Source organism: Micromonospora coerulea (genome assembly GCF_016598485.1).
In the GTDB taxonomy this organism is placed as follows: Bacteria; Actinomycetota; Actinomycetes; order Mycobacteriales; family Micromonosporaceae; genus Micromonospora; species Micromonospora coerulea.
This window is the reverse complement of record NZ_JAEMUW010000006.1, coordinates 275,236-290,364: the sequence shown is the minus strand read 5'-3', so window position 1 is coordinate 290,364 and position 15,129 is coordinate 275,236. Positions and strand designations below refer to the sequence as shown.

The window sequence follows — 15,129 nt, the reverse complement described above, 5'->3', positions numbered from 1 at the left end:
GGATATCTGCGCCTTTGACGATTTGCCCAGCTCAGAGGCACTATCTGGAACTGAGAGATGACTGTGGACCGACACCGACGAGCGGCAGGACGATCGCCGAGGGGTGCTCCGGGTCGTGCAGGATCTCCCGCCTGCCAGCACGCAGCGTCACTGCCGTGCCGAACGCCTCACCGGTGCCCGGGTTGCGCGCGTACCGCGGATGGGCGCCCCCGGAGACCTGCACCCGCAGCCGGTGTCCGGGCGCGAACCGGTGCGCGGTGGGCCACAGGTCGACGGGCACCCGCACCACACCGGACGGATCGGCCGGGAAGCGGCCCGGGGCGACCCGGACCAGCCCGTCGCAGACGTTCCAGGACCGGCCACGGCGGTCCACGTCGCAGAGCCGGACGAAGACGTCGAGGTAGGACAGTTCACTCCGGACGTGGATCTCGGCCCGCACCGGCCCGATCACCTCCACCGGCGCGGCGAGCACCGCACTGGTGTACGTCAGCACGTCGGGTCGGGCCTCGACGGGCCGGTTGTCGACCGGACCGGCCCGCTGGGCCACCAGCAGTGGGCCGCCGAGTGACGGGGTGGGGTCGGCGGGGTCGTACCAGATGGCATCCGGCGCGGACGCCACCGGCGGGGCCGGCGCGAGGGCGCCCCCGGGCCGCAGGTGCCACCGGGTCGGCACGGCGGGCGGGGGCCACTCGGGCAGGTTGCGCCAACCGCCGCCGACTCCCCCGACGTGCACCCGCACCGGCGCCTGGCGCGTCCCGGGGCGGCCGGCCAGGTGCGCGTCCAGCCAGTCGAGACCGTCGCGCAGGGCGGCCACGAAGAGCCCAAGACTGCCGTGCGTCCATGGTCCGACGGTCAGGCTCGGCTCGGCGCCGGCGGCCCGCAGCGCGGCGTAGTCGTCGAGCTGGGCCGGGAGGAAGATGTCGTGCCAGCCGCTGATCATCGCCACCGGGGCGCGCACCTCGGCGATCCGGTCGCCGAACACCCGCGCCCGCCAGTAGTCGGCGTCCGGGGTGTGGTGGCGCAGCCACTCCTGGAAGAACGGCACGGTGACGCCGGTGGCGATCCGGTCGGCCTCGGCCAGCGGCAGGTGGGCCAGCGCGGCGGCCAACCGGGGCTGTCCCCGCTTGAGCTCCCACTGCCGGGCCAGCCACGGCACCGTCTGCGCCTGGAGCAGTTCCGCCCAGGTCAGCACCGTGTCCAGGGCGAAGGACTCGCCCGCGTACGTCGAGTCGCGGGTGCCCGAGGCGGTCACCACCGCGACCATGGCACGCAGCTCGTCGGCCGTCTCGGCGGCGACGGCCCACTGCACGAAGCCCTGGTAGCTGGCGCCGAACATGCCGAACGCCCCGGACCACCAGCGCTGCGGGCGCAGCCAGTCGACGGTGTCCAGGCCGTCGTCGCGCTCATGCACCAGCGGCGCGAACTCACCGCCGGAGCCGTAGGTGCCCCGGCAGGACTGGATGACCACGTGGAAGCCGCGTTCGGCGGCGATCCGGCCGAGCAGCCGGACCGGGCCGCCCCGCCCGTAGGGCGTACGGATCAGCAGGGTGGGCGCGTCGGGCAGGTCCGGCGCGTAGTGGTCGGTGCGTAGCGTCACCCCGTCGCGGACCCGGACCGGGATGTCCCGGGTCACCGTGACGCGCCGGCTGCGGGCGGCGGGCAGCCGCAGGACCGCGGTGGCGAGTCGGGTGGCGAGCCGGTCGAGCACCTCGGTCAGTCCACCGCCCGGCGCGGCGGCTCGGGGCGGGCGGCCCGTATCGCGTCGCGGTGTTCGCGCAGGGACGCGCTCATCTCGGCCATGAACCGGTGCACCACCGCCAGCTCCTCGTCGGTGAACCGGGCCATCACCCGGTCGGTCCGCGAGCCGAGCGGCTGGAAGAACTCCATCGCCAGGGCGGCGCCCCGGTCGGCGTAGTGCAGGAGGATCTTGCGCCGGTCGGCGGTGTCCCGGTCGCGCCGGATGTGTCCGGCCCGCTCCAACCGGTCGATCAGCGCGGTGACGGAGCCGGAGGAGAGGTTGAGCTGCTCCCCCAGCCGACCGGGGGTGATCGGGTCGCCGGCCAGTTCGGCGTCCATCACCGCGATCAGGGCGTGCAGGTCGGTGGCGTTGAGCCCGTGCAGGGCGGCGAAGGCGTGTCCGACGTGCTGCGCGTCCACGGAGTAGCGGCGCAGGTCGTCGGTGATCTCCGAGATCATCCGCCCGCGCGGGTCGTCCCGCCGCCGATCCGTGCCGTGCCCTGCCACGTCCGGTCGCTTCCTCCTGTCCCGTCCGCCCGGTCAGCAGCTTAGAACGCCGCCGGCTATCTCGCCCGTCGAGATATTCGGGCTCCGAGTTGCGGCGGGGCCGACGGGTCAGGTCAGTAGTTCAGGCAGACGCACTCGGTCATCAGCGCCCGCACGTTGCGCACGTACTGCGGGTTGGGGATGGTCAGCGGCTCGCCCTCCCGGGCCACCGCGTTGTGCCCGTAGTTGTACGCCGAGATGATCGCGTTGAGCAGGCAGGAGTTCAGCTCGTCGGTGCAGAGCGAGGCGTCCAGCCGGTAGTCGGCCTCGAAGTACATGTCGCCGATGTACTTGGTCAGCCAGGCCAGGTAGTTGGCGCCGAGGTAGGCGTTGTCCCGGTAGTCGCCGATGTCGTACGACTGACCGAAGCGCTGGTTCATCCAGTCCGCGGTGGCCGGCATGACCTGCATCAGCCCGATCCCGCCGTCGCAGGCGACGATGTTGGACTGCCAGCCGCTCTCCTGCCAGGCGGTCGCCTTGAGCAGGACGAGCGGGATGGCGATGTCCGGCGCGGAGGTCGGCCAGTAGGTGCGGGCGGCGGCGTCGCCAAGCGCCGCCTTGACCTGGCTGCGCGTCGCCTGGGTGCCCTGGTAGGTGGGCTGGCAGCCGCTCGGCGCCGGCTTCGGCGGGGGCGGCGGAACCCGCGTCTCGGTCGGCGGCTTCGGGGTGGAGAGCGGCCCCGCCGCCGTCCGGGTGGGCTTCGGCTTCGCCGTCGGCCTGGCGCTCGGGCTGGCCTTGGCGCTAGGCGCCGCGCCCATCTCCTCGACCGCCGGCGGCGCCTCGGTCGGCTGGTCGGCGGGCGCCTCGACCGGCGCCTCCGTCGGCAGATCGACCGGCGCGGCGAGCTCACGGGGTGCGGGTTCCGCACCGCCGCACCCGCTGATCCCGGTGGCCAGCAGCAGGCCGGTCAGCACCGCGGCCCCCATCCGGTACATCCCTCGACGCATGGTCCCCTCCCCCGTGGCTGTCCGGCGGGACCCTAGCAAGGACCGGCCGGTTCGCGCCGACCCCGCGGACGGCTCGCCGTCCGCCCCATCGACGCGGGGTCGGCTCCGCCGCGCCGGCAGCTCCCACGGCCGGATCCTCACCGGGCGTGTCGCCCGCCGGGGACGGCGGTCGGTTCGTCGCCGGTCGGGTCGTCGGCCGCCCGCCGGTCGCCGACCGCCCGGTCCCGGGTCGCCCAGGCGACCATTAACACCGCCGTCCAGGCCATGCCGAGCAGGACGGACGTGGCGGTGCCGCTGGCCGTGCTCCAGCCCAGATAGAGCCGGGCGCCGCCGATCGCCACCACGCCCGCCACGGCGACCGTCCAGGCGGCCACCGCCACCGGCCAGCGCGCTCCCCTCGACAGCAGCCAGGCCAGGGTGCCGAGGCTCGCCGTCACCACCGCGTTCTGGGTCGGAAACAGGACAGCGTCGCCCGATCCGCCCGACCCGGTCAGGTCCGCCACCACGGCCAGCACCACCAGCGGCGCGAACGCCCCCACCGTGCCGACGACGCTGAGCAGGTCGGCGCGCCACGGCCGGTGCCGCCAGGCGAGCACCGCGGCCACCAGCGCGACCACCACGATGAGGACCGACCCCCGCAGCACCGAGACCGCCGCCGACGCGACCTCCACCACGCCGGCGGTACGCCGGTCGGCGATCCAGTCGGCGAGGAGGCCGTCGGCCACCGCCAGCCCGCTGTACCGGACCCCGGCCTCCAGCGCGGCGGCGATGGCCAGCCCGGCGGTGAACAGCAGCAGGAGCCCGGCGGCGAGGTTGAGCAGCAGCGTCCAGGCCGGCCCGATCCGCATGGCGAGCAGGAAGAACAGCACCCCGTACCGGGCCCGCAGCCAGCGCAGCGGCGGCAGGGCGGCGGCCCGGGACACCAGCGCCCGCGCCGGGTCGGGGTTGCGGCCCAGCCAGCGGCCGGCCAGCACCACGGCCACCAGGCAGAGCAGCAGCACTCCGACCGCCCCGGTGGCCCGGCCGAGCAGGTGGGAGACCCGCTCGTACGACTCACCGGCGAGGTACCCGAGCAGCACCGAGGCGCCCACCCAGGTGGCCACCCCGGCCAGGTTCCACGGCGCGAACCGCCGGTACGGCAGGCCCCCCGCGCCGGCCAGCCGGGGCACCAGGGTGCGGGCGAAAGCCACCCAGCGGGCGGCGAAGATCCCCCGGCCGCCGAGCCGGTCAAGCAGTTCGTCCGCCCGGCGCCAGCGGTCGGGGCCGACCCGGGCACCCAGGCCGGAGGCGCGCAGCCGGGGGCCGTACCGGCGCCCGGCGCGGAACGCGAGTGTGTCACCGATCACGGCAGCACCCGTCATCGCCAGCAGCGCCGGAATAATCCGGAGCGTCCCCGCGTAGGCTAAGAAGCCGACCAGCAACAGGGTCGCCTCTCCCGGCACCAGCAAGCCGAAGATCACCGCCGTCTCGGCCGCGACGATCGTCGCGGCGACCAGGTAGATCAGCAGGGATGGCAGGCCCTGCAGTGAGATCAGCAGGTCAGGCATCCGGTCCCCAGCACCACGGGGGTCAGCATGCCAGCCGCTGGAACGGTCGGAACAGCAGTTTCGGCAGAGATCCGGGCGATCTCGGGGTCACCCCGACATGCGCCCCGGCAACCGCAGACAGGAGTATGGAGGGTATGCAGCTTCGCACCGACCTCCGCAACGTCGCCATCATCGCCCACGTCGACCACGGCAAGACGACCCTGGTCGACGCCATGTTGCGGCAGGCCGGCGCCTACGGCGCCCGCGGCGAGACGACCGAGCGGGTGATGGACTCGGGGGACCTGGAGCGGGAAAAGGGCATCACCATCCTGGCCAAGAACACCGGCGTGCACTACCTGCCGGCGGACGGGTCCGATCCGGTCACCATCAACATCATCGACACTCCCGGCCACGCCGACTTCGGCGGCGAGGTCGAGCGGGGCCTGACCATGGTCGACGGAGTGATCCTGCTGGTCGACGCCAGCGAGGGCCCGCTGCCGCAGACCCGCTTCGTGCTCCGTAAGGCGCTGAGCGCCCGGATGCCGATCATCCTGGTGATCAACAAGGTGGACCGGCCGGACGCCCGGATCAAGGAGGTCGTGGACGACACCTACGAGCTCTTCCTCGACCTGGACGCCGACGAGGAGCAGATCGACTTCCCGATCATCTACGCCTGCGCCCGCGACGGCATCGCCTCGCTGACCCAGCCGGCCGACGGCTCGGTGCCGGACGACAGCAGCTCCCTGGAGCCGCTGTTCCGCACCCTGCTGGACACCATCCCGCCGCCCGCGTACGAGGAGGACGCGCCGCTGCAGGCGCACGTCACCAACCTCGACGCCTCGCCGTTCCTCGGCCGCCTCGCGCTGTGCCGGGTCCGCCAGGGCACCATCCGCAAGGGCGCGACGGTGGCCTGGTGCCGCACCGACGGCAGCACCCAGCGGGTGCGCATCTCCGAGCTGCTGATGACCGAGGGGCTGGAGCGTAAGCCGGCCGACTCGGCCGGCCCGGGCGACATCATCGCGGTCGCCGGCATCCCGGAGATCATGATCGGTGAGACGCTGGCCGACGCGGAGAACCCGCAGCCGCTGCCACTGATCACCGTCGACGAGCCGGCGATCTCGATGACCATCGGCACCAACACCTCGCCGCTGGTCGGCCGGGTCAAGGGCTCGAAGGTCACCGCGCGGATGGTCAAGGACCGGCTCGACAAGGAGCTGGTCGGCAACGTCTCGCTGCGGGTCCTGCCGACCGAACGGCCGGACGCCTGGGAGGTGCAGGGTCGTGGCGAGCTGGCGCTGGCCATCCTGGTCGAGCAGATGCGCCGGGAAGGCTACGAGCTGACCGTCGGCAAGCCGCAGGTGGTCACCAAGGAGATCGACGGCAAGATCTGCGAGCCGGTCGAGCGGCTGACCATCGACGCGCCGGACGAGTACCTGGGCGCCATCACGCAGCTGCTGGCGACCCGCAAGGGCCGGATGGAGCAGCTGGTCAACCACGGCACCGGCTGGATCCGGATGGAGTGGCTGGTGCCGGCGCGTGGCCTGATCGGCTTCCGCACCGAGTTCCTCACCGACACCCGGGGCACCGGCATCCTGCACCACGTCTTCGAGTCCTACGAGCCGTGGTTCGGCGAGCTGCGTACCCGCAACAACGGGTCGCTGGTGGCCGACCGGGCGGGGGCGGTCACCGCGTTCGCCTTGATCAACCTTCAGGAGCGCGGCCAGCTCTTCGTCGAGCCGACCACCGAGGTGTACGAGGGCATGATCGTCGGGGAGAACTCCCGCTCCGACGACATGGACGTCAACATCACCAAGGAGAAGAAGCTCACCAACATGCGGGCGTCGACCTCCGACGAGACCGAGAAGCTGATCCCGCCGCGCAAGCTGTCGCTGGAGCAGGCCCTCGAGTTCTGCCGCGAGGACGAGTGCGTCGAGGTGACCCCGGTCGCCGTGCGCATCCGCAAGGTGGTGCTGGACCAGACCCAGCGCGGCCGGATGGCGGCCCGCCGCAAGCACGCCGGCTGACCCACCCCGCACCAACCATCGGAGCCCGGACCGCGCCACGCGGTCCGGGCTCCGCCCATTCCGCCCGCTCCCCACCGCTCCCCGCGTGCCGCCTCGGCGCGTCGATCCAGGCCAGCTCGTCGCTACCGGAGACCAGCTCGCCGCGATCTGCCCTGAATCGACGGAGCGGGGGTCAGGCGGGTTTGGTGGCCTGGAAGGACAGCAGGTCCGAGATCGCCGTCGAGCCGGACTCGGTGATCCTGGTCAGGGTGAGGTTGGCGGCCGTGACGGCGTTCAGCAGGTCGGCCAGCGGCACGTGCCAGGCACCTACCCGGGCCCGCACACCCTCCACCGACCAGGCCCGGAAGCTGCGCTCCCGTTCGGCGTACCCGGTGTCGATGAGGATCCGTTCGGGGTCACGGCGGTCAGCGAACGGGCCGACGAAGCAGGGGTGCACGCCGACGTGCACGAACCGGCCGCCCGGGGCGAGCACCCGGGCCGCCTCGGCGATGACCGCCCGATAGTCGGGCAGGTCGGTGTGCCCGAGCACGCAGGTGACGGCGGGCACGCTGGCGTCGGCGAACGGCAGCGCGGCGACGTCGCCCCGGGCCACCGGCAGCCGGGGCCGCGCGTGCCGCAGTTGTCCGGCGGACAGGTCGACGCCGAGCGGATCCCAACCGAGCCGGCGCAGTTCGGCGGCGTGCACCCCGGTGCCGCAGCACAGCTCCAGGCAGTGGCCCGGGCCGGCGCCCAGCAGCCCGGCGAGCTGACCGCGGACCCGGTCCATGTAGTCGGCGGCGGTGTCGGTGGCGAACTGTTCGTACCAGTCCGCGATGGCGTCGTACGCGGCGGTGTTCGTCATCTCCGCACGGTGTGCCGCGGGTGCGGTGCACCGCTGCCCCGCCGCGGCCGATGATCGGCTACGGTCACCGGCATGATCTGGGACGACCTCGACGCCCACCTGGACAAGGTGCCCGGCACGGTCTCGGCGTACGTGGGGCGGCTGGACGCCCGGCCGACCTGGACCCGGCTGCCCGACGCCACCCACTACGCGGCCAGCACCATGAAGCTCGCCGTGCTGATCGCGCTGCACCGGGCCGCGGAGGCGGGCACCCTCGACCTGGACACCCCGATCCCGGTACGCAACGAGTTCGACTCCGCCCGGCCGGGCGCGCCGCGGTTCTCCTGTGCGCAGAACTACGACAACGACGACGCGGTCTGGGCGCGGGTCGGCGGCAGCGCCTCGCTGCGGTGGCTCGCCGAGCGGATGATCATCCGGTCCAGCAACCTGGCCACCAACATCGTCCTCGGCCGGGTCGGGTTGCCCGCGGTCGCCGAGGCCTGGGCGCTGGGCGCGGCCCGGCACAGCGCCACCGGGCGGGGCATCGAGGACTTCGCCGCCCGGGAGGCCGGCATCACCAACCTGGTCACCGCCGCCGACCTCGCCGCCCTGCTCGGCGCGCTGGCGCTCGGCGCCGAGCGTCCCGGTCCGCTGGCCGCCCCGGCGAGCTGCGCCGCGATGCTGGACGTGCTGCTGGCCCAGGAGCACCGCGAGGACCTCGCCTCCGGGCTGCCCGAGGGCACCCGGATCGCGCACAAGAACGGCTGGGTGCGCGGGGTGCGGCACGGGGCCGGGGTGGTCTTCCCGACCGACGCCCCGCCGTACGCGATCGTCGTCTGCACCACGACCGACCTGGCCGACGGCGGGCCGAGCGGCGAGGAGGTCGAGGACGACGCCTGCCGCCTGATCGCCACCATCTCGGCGCGGGTCTGGGACGCCCGGCACGCCCTGGCCGACTGACCGCGGCGGCAGCTCCGCCGGCTACGTCGACAACCCGTCGCGGGACGCCCTGCCGGCCGCGGCGGTGCCCCGCCCCGGCCGGCGGGCACCCTCAATCCAGCAGGTTGTCCCGCAGCGCCGCCACCACCTCGGCGGTCACGCCCAGCCCGTCGCGCAGGTACGCCCCGAACGAGCCGTGCACCCGCCGCACCTCGTCGTACGCGGCGTCCAGGTACTCCGCGCGCACCTCCAGCAGCGGCCGCGCGGCGGCCGGGTCCAGCTCCGGCTGCCGCCGGGTCATCGCCGCCAGCAGCACCTCGCGCAGGCTCTCGGTCAGCTCGTTGTGCCGCAGGTAGTCCGCCCGGATCGTCGCCTCGTCCACCCCCAACGCGGTGAGCAGCACGACGGTCAGCCAGCCGGTGCGGTCCTTGCCGGCCGAGCAGTGGAACAGCAACGGCAGGTTGCGTTCCTGCGCCGCCAGCCGCACCGCCGCCCCGAAACCCGCCCGGGCCGACTCCCCGGTGACGAACCACCGGTAGATCGCCGCCATCGCCGCCGGCATCCCCTGCCGGGCCAGCTCGTCGTACGCGCCGAGGTCGTGGCCGAGCAGCACCGCCGAGACGTACGTGAAGACCGGGTGGACCGGGTCGTACACCGGTAGGTGCACCACCCGAGGCTCGCCCACCAGGCGGTCCGGCGGCGCGACCTCCTGCTCGGCGCGGTCCCGCAGGTCCACCACGCAGGCCGGCCCCAGCTTGCCCAGCACCGGCAGGTCCTCGTCGGTCAGCCGGCCCAGCGCCGCGGTCCGGATCAGCCGGCCCGCGCGGACCCGCCGCCCGTCGGCCGCGGGCATACCTCCCAGGTCACGCGCGTTCGGCGCACCCACCAGTTCCCAGTCCCGCCGCACCATCCGGCCTCCCCTGTCCGCGTCCGCCTGCCTATAGGGTGCCGCACATGACGATCGCCGCGGTCCGCACCCACCGGCTCTCCGCCCCCTTACACACCCCGTTCGTCACCGCGCTACGCCGAGCCACCACGGTGGACACCCTGGTCGTCGAGCTGATCGATGACGACGGGCGGTCCGGCTTCGGCGAGGCGCCGCAGGTCTGGCAGGTGACCGGCGCGTCCATCGCCGGCGCCGAGGCGTGCGTACGCGACATGCTCGCCCCGGCCCTCGCCGGGCGGGACGCCGACGACCTGGTGGCCCGCTGCGGCGAGGTGCGGCGGGCGGTGGCCGGCAACGAATCCGCGAAGGGCGCCGTCGACGTCGCGCTGCACGATCTGGCGGCCCGGCGGCTCGGCGTACCACTGGTCCGGTTGCTCGGCGGGACCACCCTGCGCGTCCCGACGGACGTGACCCTGGCCGCCGGCGACGCGGTCGACCTCGCCGCGGCGGCCAAGCAGCGCCGGGCCGAGGGGTTCGGGGTGCTCAAGCTGAAGGTGGGTACGGACGCCAGCGGGGATCTGGACCGGGTCCGCGCCGTGCGCTCCGCGGTCGGTCCGGGGGTGCGGATCCGGCTGGACGCGAACCAGGGTTGGACCCCCCGGGAAGCGGTCCGGATCATCCGCGGGATCGAGGACGCCGGCCTCGACGTCGAGCTGGTCGAGCAGCCCGTCGCCCGCTGGGACCTGGACGGGCTGGCCTGGGTCAGTGACCGGGTCGACCTGCCGATCCTGGCCGACGAGTCGGTCTTCGGCGTGCGTGACCTGGTCGAGGTGATCCGCCGTCGGGCGGCCGACATGGTGAACGTGAAGCTGGCCAAGTGCGGCGGCCTGCAGCCGGCCCGCACGCTGCTCGACCTGGCCGCCGCGCACGGGGTCGGGACGATCGTGGGCTCGATGATGGAGAGCCAGGTCGGGGTCGGTGCCGCGGCGAGCCTGGTCGCGGCCTACGGCACCACCGCGGTGTCGGACCTCGACGCCGCCTGGTGGCTGGCCTGGTCGCCGGTGCGGGGTGGGATCCGGTACGACGGCGCGACGGTGGTGCTGCCCGACTCCCCGGGGCTCGGCGTCACCTCGGTGTCTGAAGTAAAGATGCAGGCCCGCAGTTGATGACCGTTGGAATCTTTCATAGGGTCGCGGAGACAACGGGCGCGAGGTGGGGGTCGACGTGGAGCTGCAACCGGGCCGCGAGGCGGTCGTCCGGGTCCCGGTGGCGACCCTCTGGACCGCCCCCGACGCGGTCCGGCCGGTCGACGGCCCCGCGCTGGCCGACGACCCGGACGTCCCGGCCTGGCTGGCTGGGCTGGACCACGACCAGCAGGTCGGCGACTGCGTGCTCAGCCAGCTGCTGATCGGTGAACGAGTCCTCGTCACCGAGCGGACTCCCGACGGCTGGGTCCGGGTGGTCGTCCGCGACCAGCCGGCGGCGAAGCTCGACCCGCGCGGCTACCCGGGCTGGCTGCCCGCCGCCCAGCTGACCGCCGCCACGCCGGCCGCGGGCCCGTCAGCCGCTCCGCTGGTGGTCGACGCCACCGTCACCCCCCTGCACGCCGCACCGCACGGGCCGGTGACGCTGCCCGGGATCGTGCTCGGCACCCGACTCCCCGCCGCCGGGCGGGCCGTGGACGGCTGGCGGCCGGTGCACGTCACCGGCCGCGCTGAACCGTTGTGGGTGGCCGAGGGCGACCTCGTCCCGCTGCCCGCCGAGCGGCCGGAGGCCAAGGAGCTGCTCGCCGTCGCCGACCGGCTCCGCGGCCTGCCCTACATCTGGGGCGGCCTCTCCAGCCACGGCATCGACTGCTCCGGCCTGGTACACCTGGCCTGGCGCCGGTTCGGCGTGAGCCTTCCCCGGGACGCCGACGACCAGGCCGAGGCGACCAGCCCGCTGGCGCTCGGCGACGAACGCCCCGGCGACCTCTACTTCTTCGCCCGGCCGGGCCGCCGGATTCACCACGTCGGCATCGTCACGGCGGAGCCGCACGGCGATCGGCGGCGGATGCTGCACGCCTGCTACCGGCAGCGCCTGGTGGTCGAGGAGCAACTGCCCGCCGACCGGCTGGCCACCCTGGTCGGCGCGCACCGCGTCTGACCCGTACGCGCGCAGGGGCGCCCCCGTTCGGGCGCGCCCCTGCGTGTCAGCGTGAAATCAGCGCCGGGCGTCGGCCAGCTCGCGGCGCCGGTCCCGGGAGGACTTCACCAGGCTGGCCGCGGTGGCCACGGCCAGGGTGCCGAGGATGACCGCCAGCGAAAGCCAGATCGGGATGTGCGGGGCCCAGGCCACGTGCTGCCCGCCGTTGATGAACGGCAGGTTGTTGTCCGCGAGGGCCTCCAGGACCAGCTTGACCCCGATGAAGCCGAGCACCACCGACAGGCCGTAGCTGAGGTAGATCAACCGGTCCAGCAGCCCGCCGAGCAGGAAGTAGAGCTGGCGCAGACCCATCAGCGCGAAGACGTTGGCGGTGAACACCAGGTACGGCTCCTGGGTGATGCCGAAGATCGCCGGGATCGAGTCGAGCGCGAAGATCAGGTCGGTGGTGCCGATCGCGATCATCACGATCAGCATCGGGGTGAACAGCCGCCGCCCGTTCTGGTGGGTGGTCACCTTCGCGCCGTCGAAGTTACGGGAGATCGGCAGCGCCTTGCGGCTCCACCGGATCAACAGGTTCTCGCTGAACTCGTCCTCGTCCGGCTCGCCCTGCCGGGCCAGGTTGATCGCCGTGTAGATCAGGAACGCGCCGAAGATGTAGAAGACCCAGGAGAACTGGGAGATCAGCGCGGCACCGGCGGCGATGAAGCCGCCGCGCATGACCAGCGCCAGCACGATCCCGATGAGCAGCACCTTCTGCTGGTACTGCCGGGGCACCGAGAAGCGGGCCATGATGATCACGAAGACGAAGAGGTTGTCCACCGAGAGGCTGTACTCGGTGAGCCAGCCGGTGTAGAACTGCCCGGCCACGCTGGGGCCGGAGGTGAGCCAGAGCCCGGCACCGAAGAGCAGGGCCAGCCCGACGTAGAAGCCGACCCAGATGCTCGACTCCCGGACACTGGGCTCGTGTGGTCGCCGACCGACGATGAAAAGGTCGACCAGCAGGACCGCCGTCATCGCGACGAGGGTCACGGCCCACACCAATCCGGACACGTTCAATTCCATCCTCCGGCAGACACGCAGCGTCGGGCACACCGTACGCCGGGTGAGGGCTCGGGGTGCGTCGACGCTGACTCTGGTGACTGTCGGAGGTCTCTTCCGCCACCGACCCGGTGACGGGTCGCTGACCGACGGAGCCGGGTCGTGCCGCCAAGGGTGGCGGCCGTCCGTGCTGACGACTCCGTCACGAGGGAATACTCCCCTCCTCGGGCGCCATTCTTCACCATCGAGGGTCGTCGGCGCATCTCCAGGCGTCCCGATTGACGAAGGCATCACTTTCCTGGGCGGCGGGGAATACCTCCCGCAGGGCGTCCTAGGGGCTAGGTGTGCTCCTGGCGCGAGTGGGAGGGCCAGGTCAGGTCGGGGGTAGCAGCGGGTCGGCGAGCGACCATCCGGCCGCCAGGAGGGCGTCGCAGGCCGCCACCGCCGTCGCCAGCCGCCGCTCGTGCGGGCCGCGCAGCTCCACCACCGGCACCCCGCAGCCGGCCAGCTCGGCCCGGAACCGCCCGGTCATCCAGGTCCGCAGGTGCTCCCCGTCGCGCAGACCGTCGTCGTCGAACGGGACGCCGTCGTGGTCGGTGAGCAGGTACAGCGCCGGCCGGCGGGCCGCCGCGCGGACCGCGGGCGAGGTGGAGCCGAGGTACCGCTCCTCCCAGACCGCGGTCGCCCGCGCATCGGTGTCGCAGAACAGCAGCGGGCCGCTGGTTCGGGCCGCCGCGTCCTCGGCGGCCTGCTGCGCCCGGACCACCTCGAGGAAGTCGTCCCGGTCCCAGGTCACGTCGAAGACCGTCGCCTCCGGGCGCCGCGACCGCAGCTCTGCGAGCTTGCGGGCGGTGAGCTCCCGACCGTACTCGGGCACCCAGCCGGTGCCGTAGCGGGCGGCGAGGGCCGCGGCCATCGTCGTGGTGCCGGTCGACTCCGCGCCCACCACCACGACCCGGCGGACGAACCAGGCCCGCACCGGCGGGCTCAACCAGCGCCAGTGCCCCGCCGGGTCGGCCCGCACGGCGGTGCCGGAGACCGGCACCGTCCGCCGGTCGGCGTCCACGCAGACCGGCACCGCGGCGAAGCGCCGGGCCAGCTCCGCGCCGTACGCCTCGGAGGAGAACACCGCGTCCACCGGTTCCGACCCGACCGCCTCGCGGAAGACGGCGCAGTGCAGCTCCCAGACCGCCGGGTCGGCGTAATCCACGGGATGGTCGTCGTACCGGCCCACCACCCGGACCCACGGGGTCGCGGCGTGCGCCTCGCCCAGCCAGGCGACCCGGTCGGCGAGCGGGATCGACTCCCGCCGGGACGGCGCGACCACCACGGTGACCGCCGCGCAGCGCGCCGCCGCGGCCTCGATCAGCGCGTGGTGCCCGGCGTGCGGCGGGTAGAACTTCCCGACCACCAGGCCGTGCCGGAACTCCGGTTCGCCGCGCCGGCCGGTCACGCGGCCACCGGGGCCGGACCCGGTGGCACCACGGTCGCCGCCGAACGCGCCCGCAGGTCGCCCCGCCAGGCCCGCAATCCCAGCAGGCAGAGGGCCAGGAAGATCAGGTAGAGGCCGCCGGTCAGCCAGAGCCCCTTGTACGCGTACAGCGGGATGTAGATCAGGTCGGCGACGATCCACAGCCACCAGCTCTCCACCAGCTTGCGGGTCTGGCCGTACGTGGCCAGCAGCGACAGCGCGGTGGTGAGCGCGTCGGCCAGCGGCACGGTCGAGTCGGTGGCCCGGTCCAGCAGCGCCCAGAGGCCGGCGGTCAGCACCACCCCGGCGGCCGCGAGCGCCCACCACTCGCGCCGGCCGGTGCGGGCGACCGTGAGCCGGCTGCGCCGCCGGCCACCGAAGAGCCAGTGCCACCAGCCGTACAGGCCGAGCACGACGTAGACGAGCTGCAGGCCGGCGTCGGCGTACAGGCCGGCGGTCCAGAAGAGCAGCATCAGCAGGAGCACGTTCACGATGCCGATCGGCCAGTTCGCGATGTGCTGCCGGGCGACCAGCCAGACGTTGACCACGCCGGTGGCGAAGCCCAGCAGCTCCGCCCAGGTGGTGCCGGTCCCGGCGAGGCTGAACGCCGTGCCGGTCAACCAGTCGAGCATGTGGTGTCCTCCCCGTGTCCGCGCGCCCACCCTAGAGGGCCGGCCGGGACGGGAGAAGACCCTGCCAGGGGATGGGGCGCGGCGGCGTGCGAGGCTTCGATCATGGTTCTTGAAGTCGCGCTGATCGACGTAACGCCCGGGCACGAGGACGCCTTCGCCGCCGCGTACGCGCAGGCTCACCCGATCATCACCAGCACCGAGGGCTGCCGCTCGGTCCGGATGACCCGGGGCATCGAGTCCCCCTCCCGGTTCGTGCTGCTGGTCGAGTGGGACTCGGTCGAGGCGCACGACGTCAACTTCCGGCAGAGCGAGAAGTTTTCGCAGTGGCGGGCGCTGATCGGTCCGCACTTCGCCGGCCCGCCCCTGGTCGAGCACTTCATCGACGTCCCGGCCTGAGCTGTCGTACCCCTGGGCTAGC

At 73.4% G+C, this 15,129-nt stretch carries 14 protein-coding genes; 5 read left to right on the top strand and 9 right to left on the bottom strand.

The window, feature by feature from the left end:
- Positions 1–40 precede the first annotated feature (40 nt).
- The 4 genes from I8N68_RS11250 to I8N68_RS11235 form a co-directional block, all read right to left on the bottom strand.
- Complete coding sequence (locus I8N68_RS11250) at positions 41–1,708, bottom strand: CocE/NonD family hydrolase (protein WP_200209831.1); 1,668 nt, start codon at positions 1,706–1,708, stop codon at positions 41–43.
- Between the two features lie 5 nt (positions 1,709–1,713).
- The gene (locus tag I8N68_RS11245) at positions 1,714–2,244 is read right to left on the bottom strand and encodes a MarR family winged helix-turn-helix transcriptional regulator (RefSeq protein ID WP_307812772.1); all 531 of its coding nucleotides are present in this window, start codon (positions 2,242–2,244) and stop codon (positions 1,714–1,716) included.
- 113 nt (positions 2,245–2,357) lie between these two features.
- Positions 2,358–3,230, bottom strand: coding sequence for a transglycosylase SLT domain-containing protein (locus I8N68_RS11240; protein ID WP_200209830.1), 873 nt, complete (start codon positions 3,228–3,230; stop codon positions 2,358–2,360).
- A 137-nt stretch (positions 3,231–3,367) separates the two neighbouring features.
- Entirely contained in the window at positions 3,368–4,777 is a 1,410-nt protein-coding gene (locus tag I8N68_RS11235) for a DedA family protein (RefSeq protein WP_200209829.1), read from the bottom strand.
- 134 nt (positions 4,778–4,911) lie between these two features.
- On the opposite strand from I8N68_RS11235, the gene typA reads away from it, so the two are divergent.
- Positions 4,912–6,780 (top strand): translational GTPase TypA, encoded by a 1,869-nt coding sequence (gene typA / locus I8N68_RS11230; protein ID WP_200209828.1) that lies wholly within the window; start codon positions 4,912–4,914, stop codon positions 6,778–6,780.
- A gap of 172 nt (positions 6,781–6,952) precedes the next feature.
- Here the strand turns inward: typA and I8N68_RS11225 are convergent, their stop codons facing one another.
- Positions 6,953–7,621, bottom strand: a complete 669-nt coding sequence (locus tag I8N68_RS11225) for a class I SAM-dependent methyltransferase (RefSeq protein WP_200209827.1) — start codon at positions 7,619–7,621, stop codon at positions 6,953–6,955.
- A gap of 72 nt (positions 7,622–7,693) precedes the next feature.
- Between I8N68_RS11225 and I8N68_RS11220 the strand changes: the two genes are divergently transcribed.
- Complete coding sequence (locus tag I8N68_RS11220) at positions 7,694–8,560, top strand: serine hydrolase (protein WP_200209826.1); 867 nt, start codon at positions 7,694–7,696, stop codon at positions 8,558–8,560.
- Positions 8,561–8,651: 91 nt separating this feature from the next.
- On the opposite strand, the gene I8N68_RS11215 is transcribed toward I8N68_RS11220, so the two are convergent.
- On the bottom strand, positions 8,652–9,449 hold the full coding sequence (locus I8N68_RS11215) for a tyrosine-protein phosphatase (RefSeq protein WP_200209825.1): 798 nt from the start codon (positions 9,447–9,449) through the stop codon (positions 8,652–8,654).
- 44 nt (positions 9,450–9,493) lie between these two features.
- On the opposite strand from I8N68_RS11215, the gene I8N68_RS11210 reads away from it, so the two are divergent.
- Both I8N68_RS11210 and I8N68_RS11205 read left to right on the top strand, forming a co-directional pair.
- Positions 9,494–10,591, top strand: a complete 1,098-nt coding sequence (locus I8N68_RS11210; protein ID WP_200209824.1) for a mandelate racemase/muconate lactonizing enzyme family protein — start codon at positions 9,494–9,496, stop codon at positions 10,589–10,591.
- A 58-nt stretch (positions 10,592–10,649) separates the two neighbouring features.
- Positions 10,650–11,570 carry a C40 family peptidase gene (locus I8N68_RS11205; protein ID WP_200209823.1) on the top strand — a complete coding sequence of 307 codons (921 nt, stop codon included), beginning with the start codon at positions 10,650–10,652 and terminating at the stop codon, positions 11,568–11,570.
- Positions 11,571–11,627: 57 nt separating this feature from the next.
- On the opposite strand, the gene I8N68_RS11200 is transcribed toward I8N68_RS11205, so the two are convergent.
- The 3 genes from I8N68_RS11200 to pnuC form a co-directional block, all read right to left on the bottom strand.
- The gene (locus I8N68_RS11200; protein WP_200209871.1) at positions 11,628–12,626 is read right to left on the bottom strand and encodes a TerC family protein; all 999 of its coding nucleotides are present in this window, start codon (positions 12,624–12,626) and stop codon (positions 11,628–11,630) included.
- Positions 12,627–12,981: 355 nt separating this feature from the next.
- Positions 12,982–14,061 (bottom strand): AAA family ATPase, encoded by a 1,080-nt coding sequence (locus tag I8N68_RS11195; RefSeq protein ID WP_307812770.1) that lies wholly within the window; start codon positions 14,059–14,061, stop codon positions 12,982–12,984.
- Positions 14,058–14,711, bottom strand: coding sequence for a nicotinamide riboside transporter PnuC (gene pnuC, locus I8N68_RS11190; RefSeq protein ID WP_200209822.1), 654 nt, complete (start codon positions 14,709–14,711; stop codon positions 14,058–14,060). Before pnuC ends, I8N68_RS11195 begins: the two co-directional genes overlap by 4 nt.
- A gap of 102 nt (positions 14,712–14,813) precedes the next feature.
- On the opposite strand from pnuC, the gene I8N68_RS11185 reads away from it, so the two are divergent.
- Entirely contained in the window at positions 14,814–15,107 is a 294-nt protein-coding gene (locus I8N68_RS11185; protein ID WP_200209821.1) for an antibiotic biosynthesis monooxygenase family protein, read from the top strand.
- Positions 15,108–15,129 lie beyond the last annotated feature (22 nt).

Bases quoted from the DNA above. Each gene is read 5' to 3' on its own strand.
- I8N68_RS11210 (WP_200209824.1), top strand. From the start codon at position 9,494: ATGACGATCGCCGCGGTCCGCACCCACCGGCTCTCCGCCCCCTTACAC.
- typA (WP_200209828.1), top strand. From the start codon at position 4,912: ATGCAGCTTCGCACCGACCTCCGCAACGTCGCCATCATCGCCCACGTC.
- I8N68_RS11235 (WP_200209829.1), bottom strand. From the start codon at position 4,777: ATGCCTGACCTGCTGATCTCACTGCAGGGCCTGCCATCCCTGCTGATC.
- I8N68_RS11185 (WP_200209821.1), top strand. From the start codon at position 14,814: ATGGTTCTTGAAGTCGCGCTGATCGACGTAACGCCCGGGCACGAGGAC.
- pnuC (WP_200209822.1), bottom strand. From the start codon at position 14,711: ATGCTCGACTGGTTGACCGGCACGGCGTTCAGCCTCGCCGGGACCGGC.
- I8N68_RS11240 (WP_200209830.1), bottom strand. From the start codon at position 3,230: ATGCGTCGAGGGATGTACCGGATGGGGGCCGCGGTGCTGACCGGCCTG.
- I8N68_RS11215 (WP_200209825.1), bottom strand. From the start codon at position 9,449: ATGGTGCGGCGGGACTGGGAACTGGTGGGTGCGCCGAACGCGCGTGAC.
- I8N68_RS11220 (WP_200209826.1), top strand. From the start codon at position 7,694: ATGATCTGGGACGACCTCGACGCCCACCTGGACAAGGTGCCCGGCACG.
- I8N68_RS11225 (WP_200209827.1), bottom strand. From the start codon at position 7,621: ATGACGAACACCGCCGCGTACGACGCCATCGCGGACTGGTACGAACAG.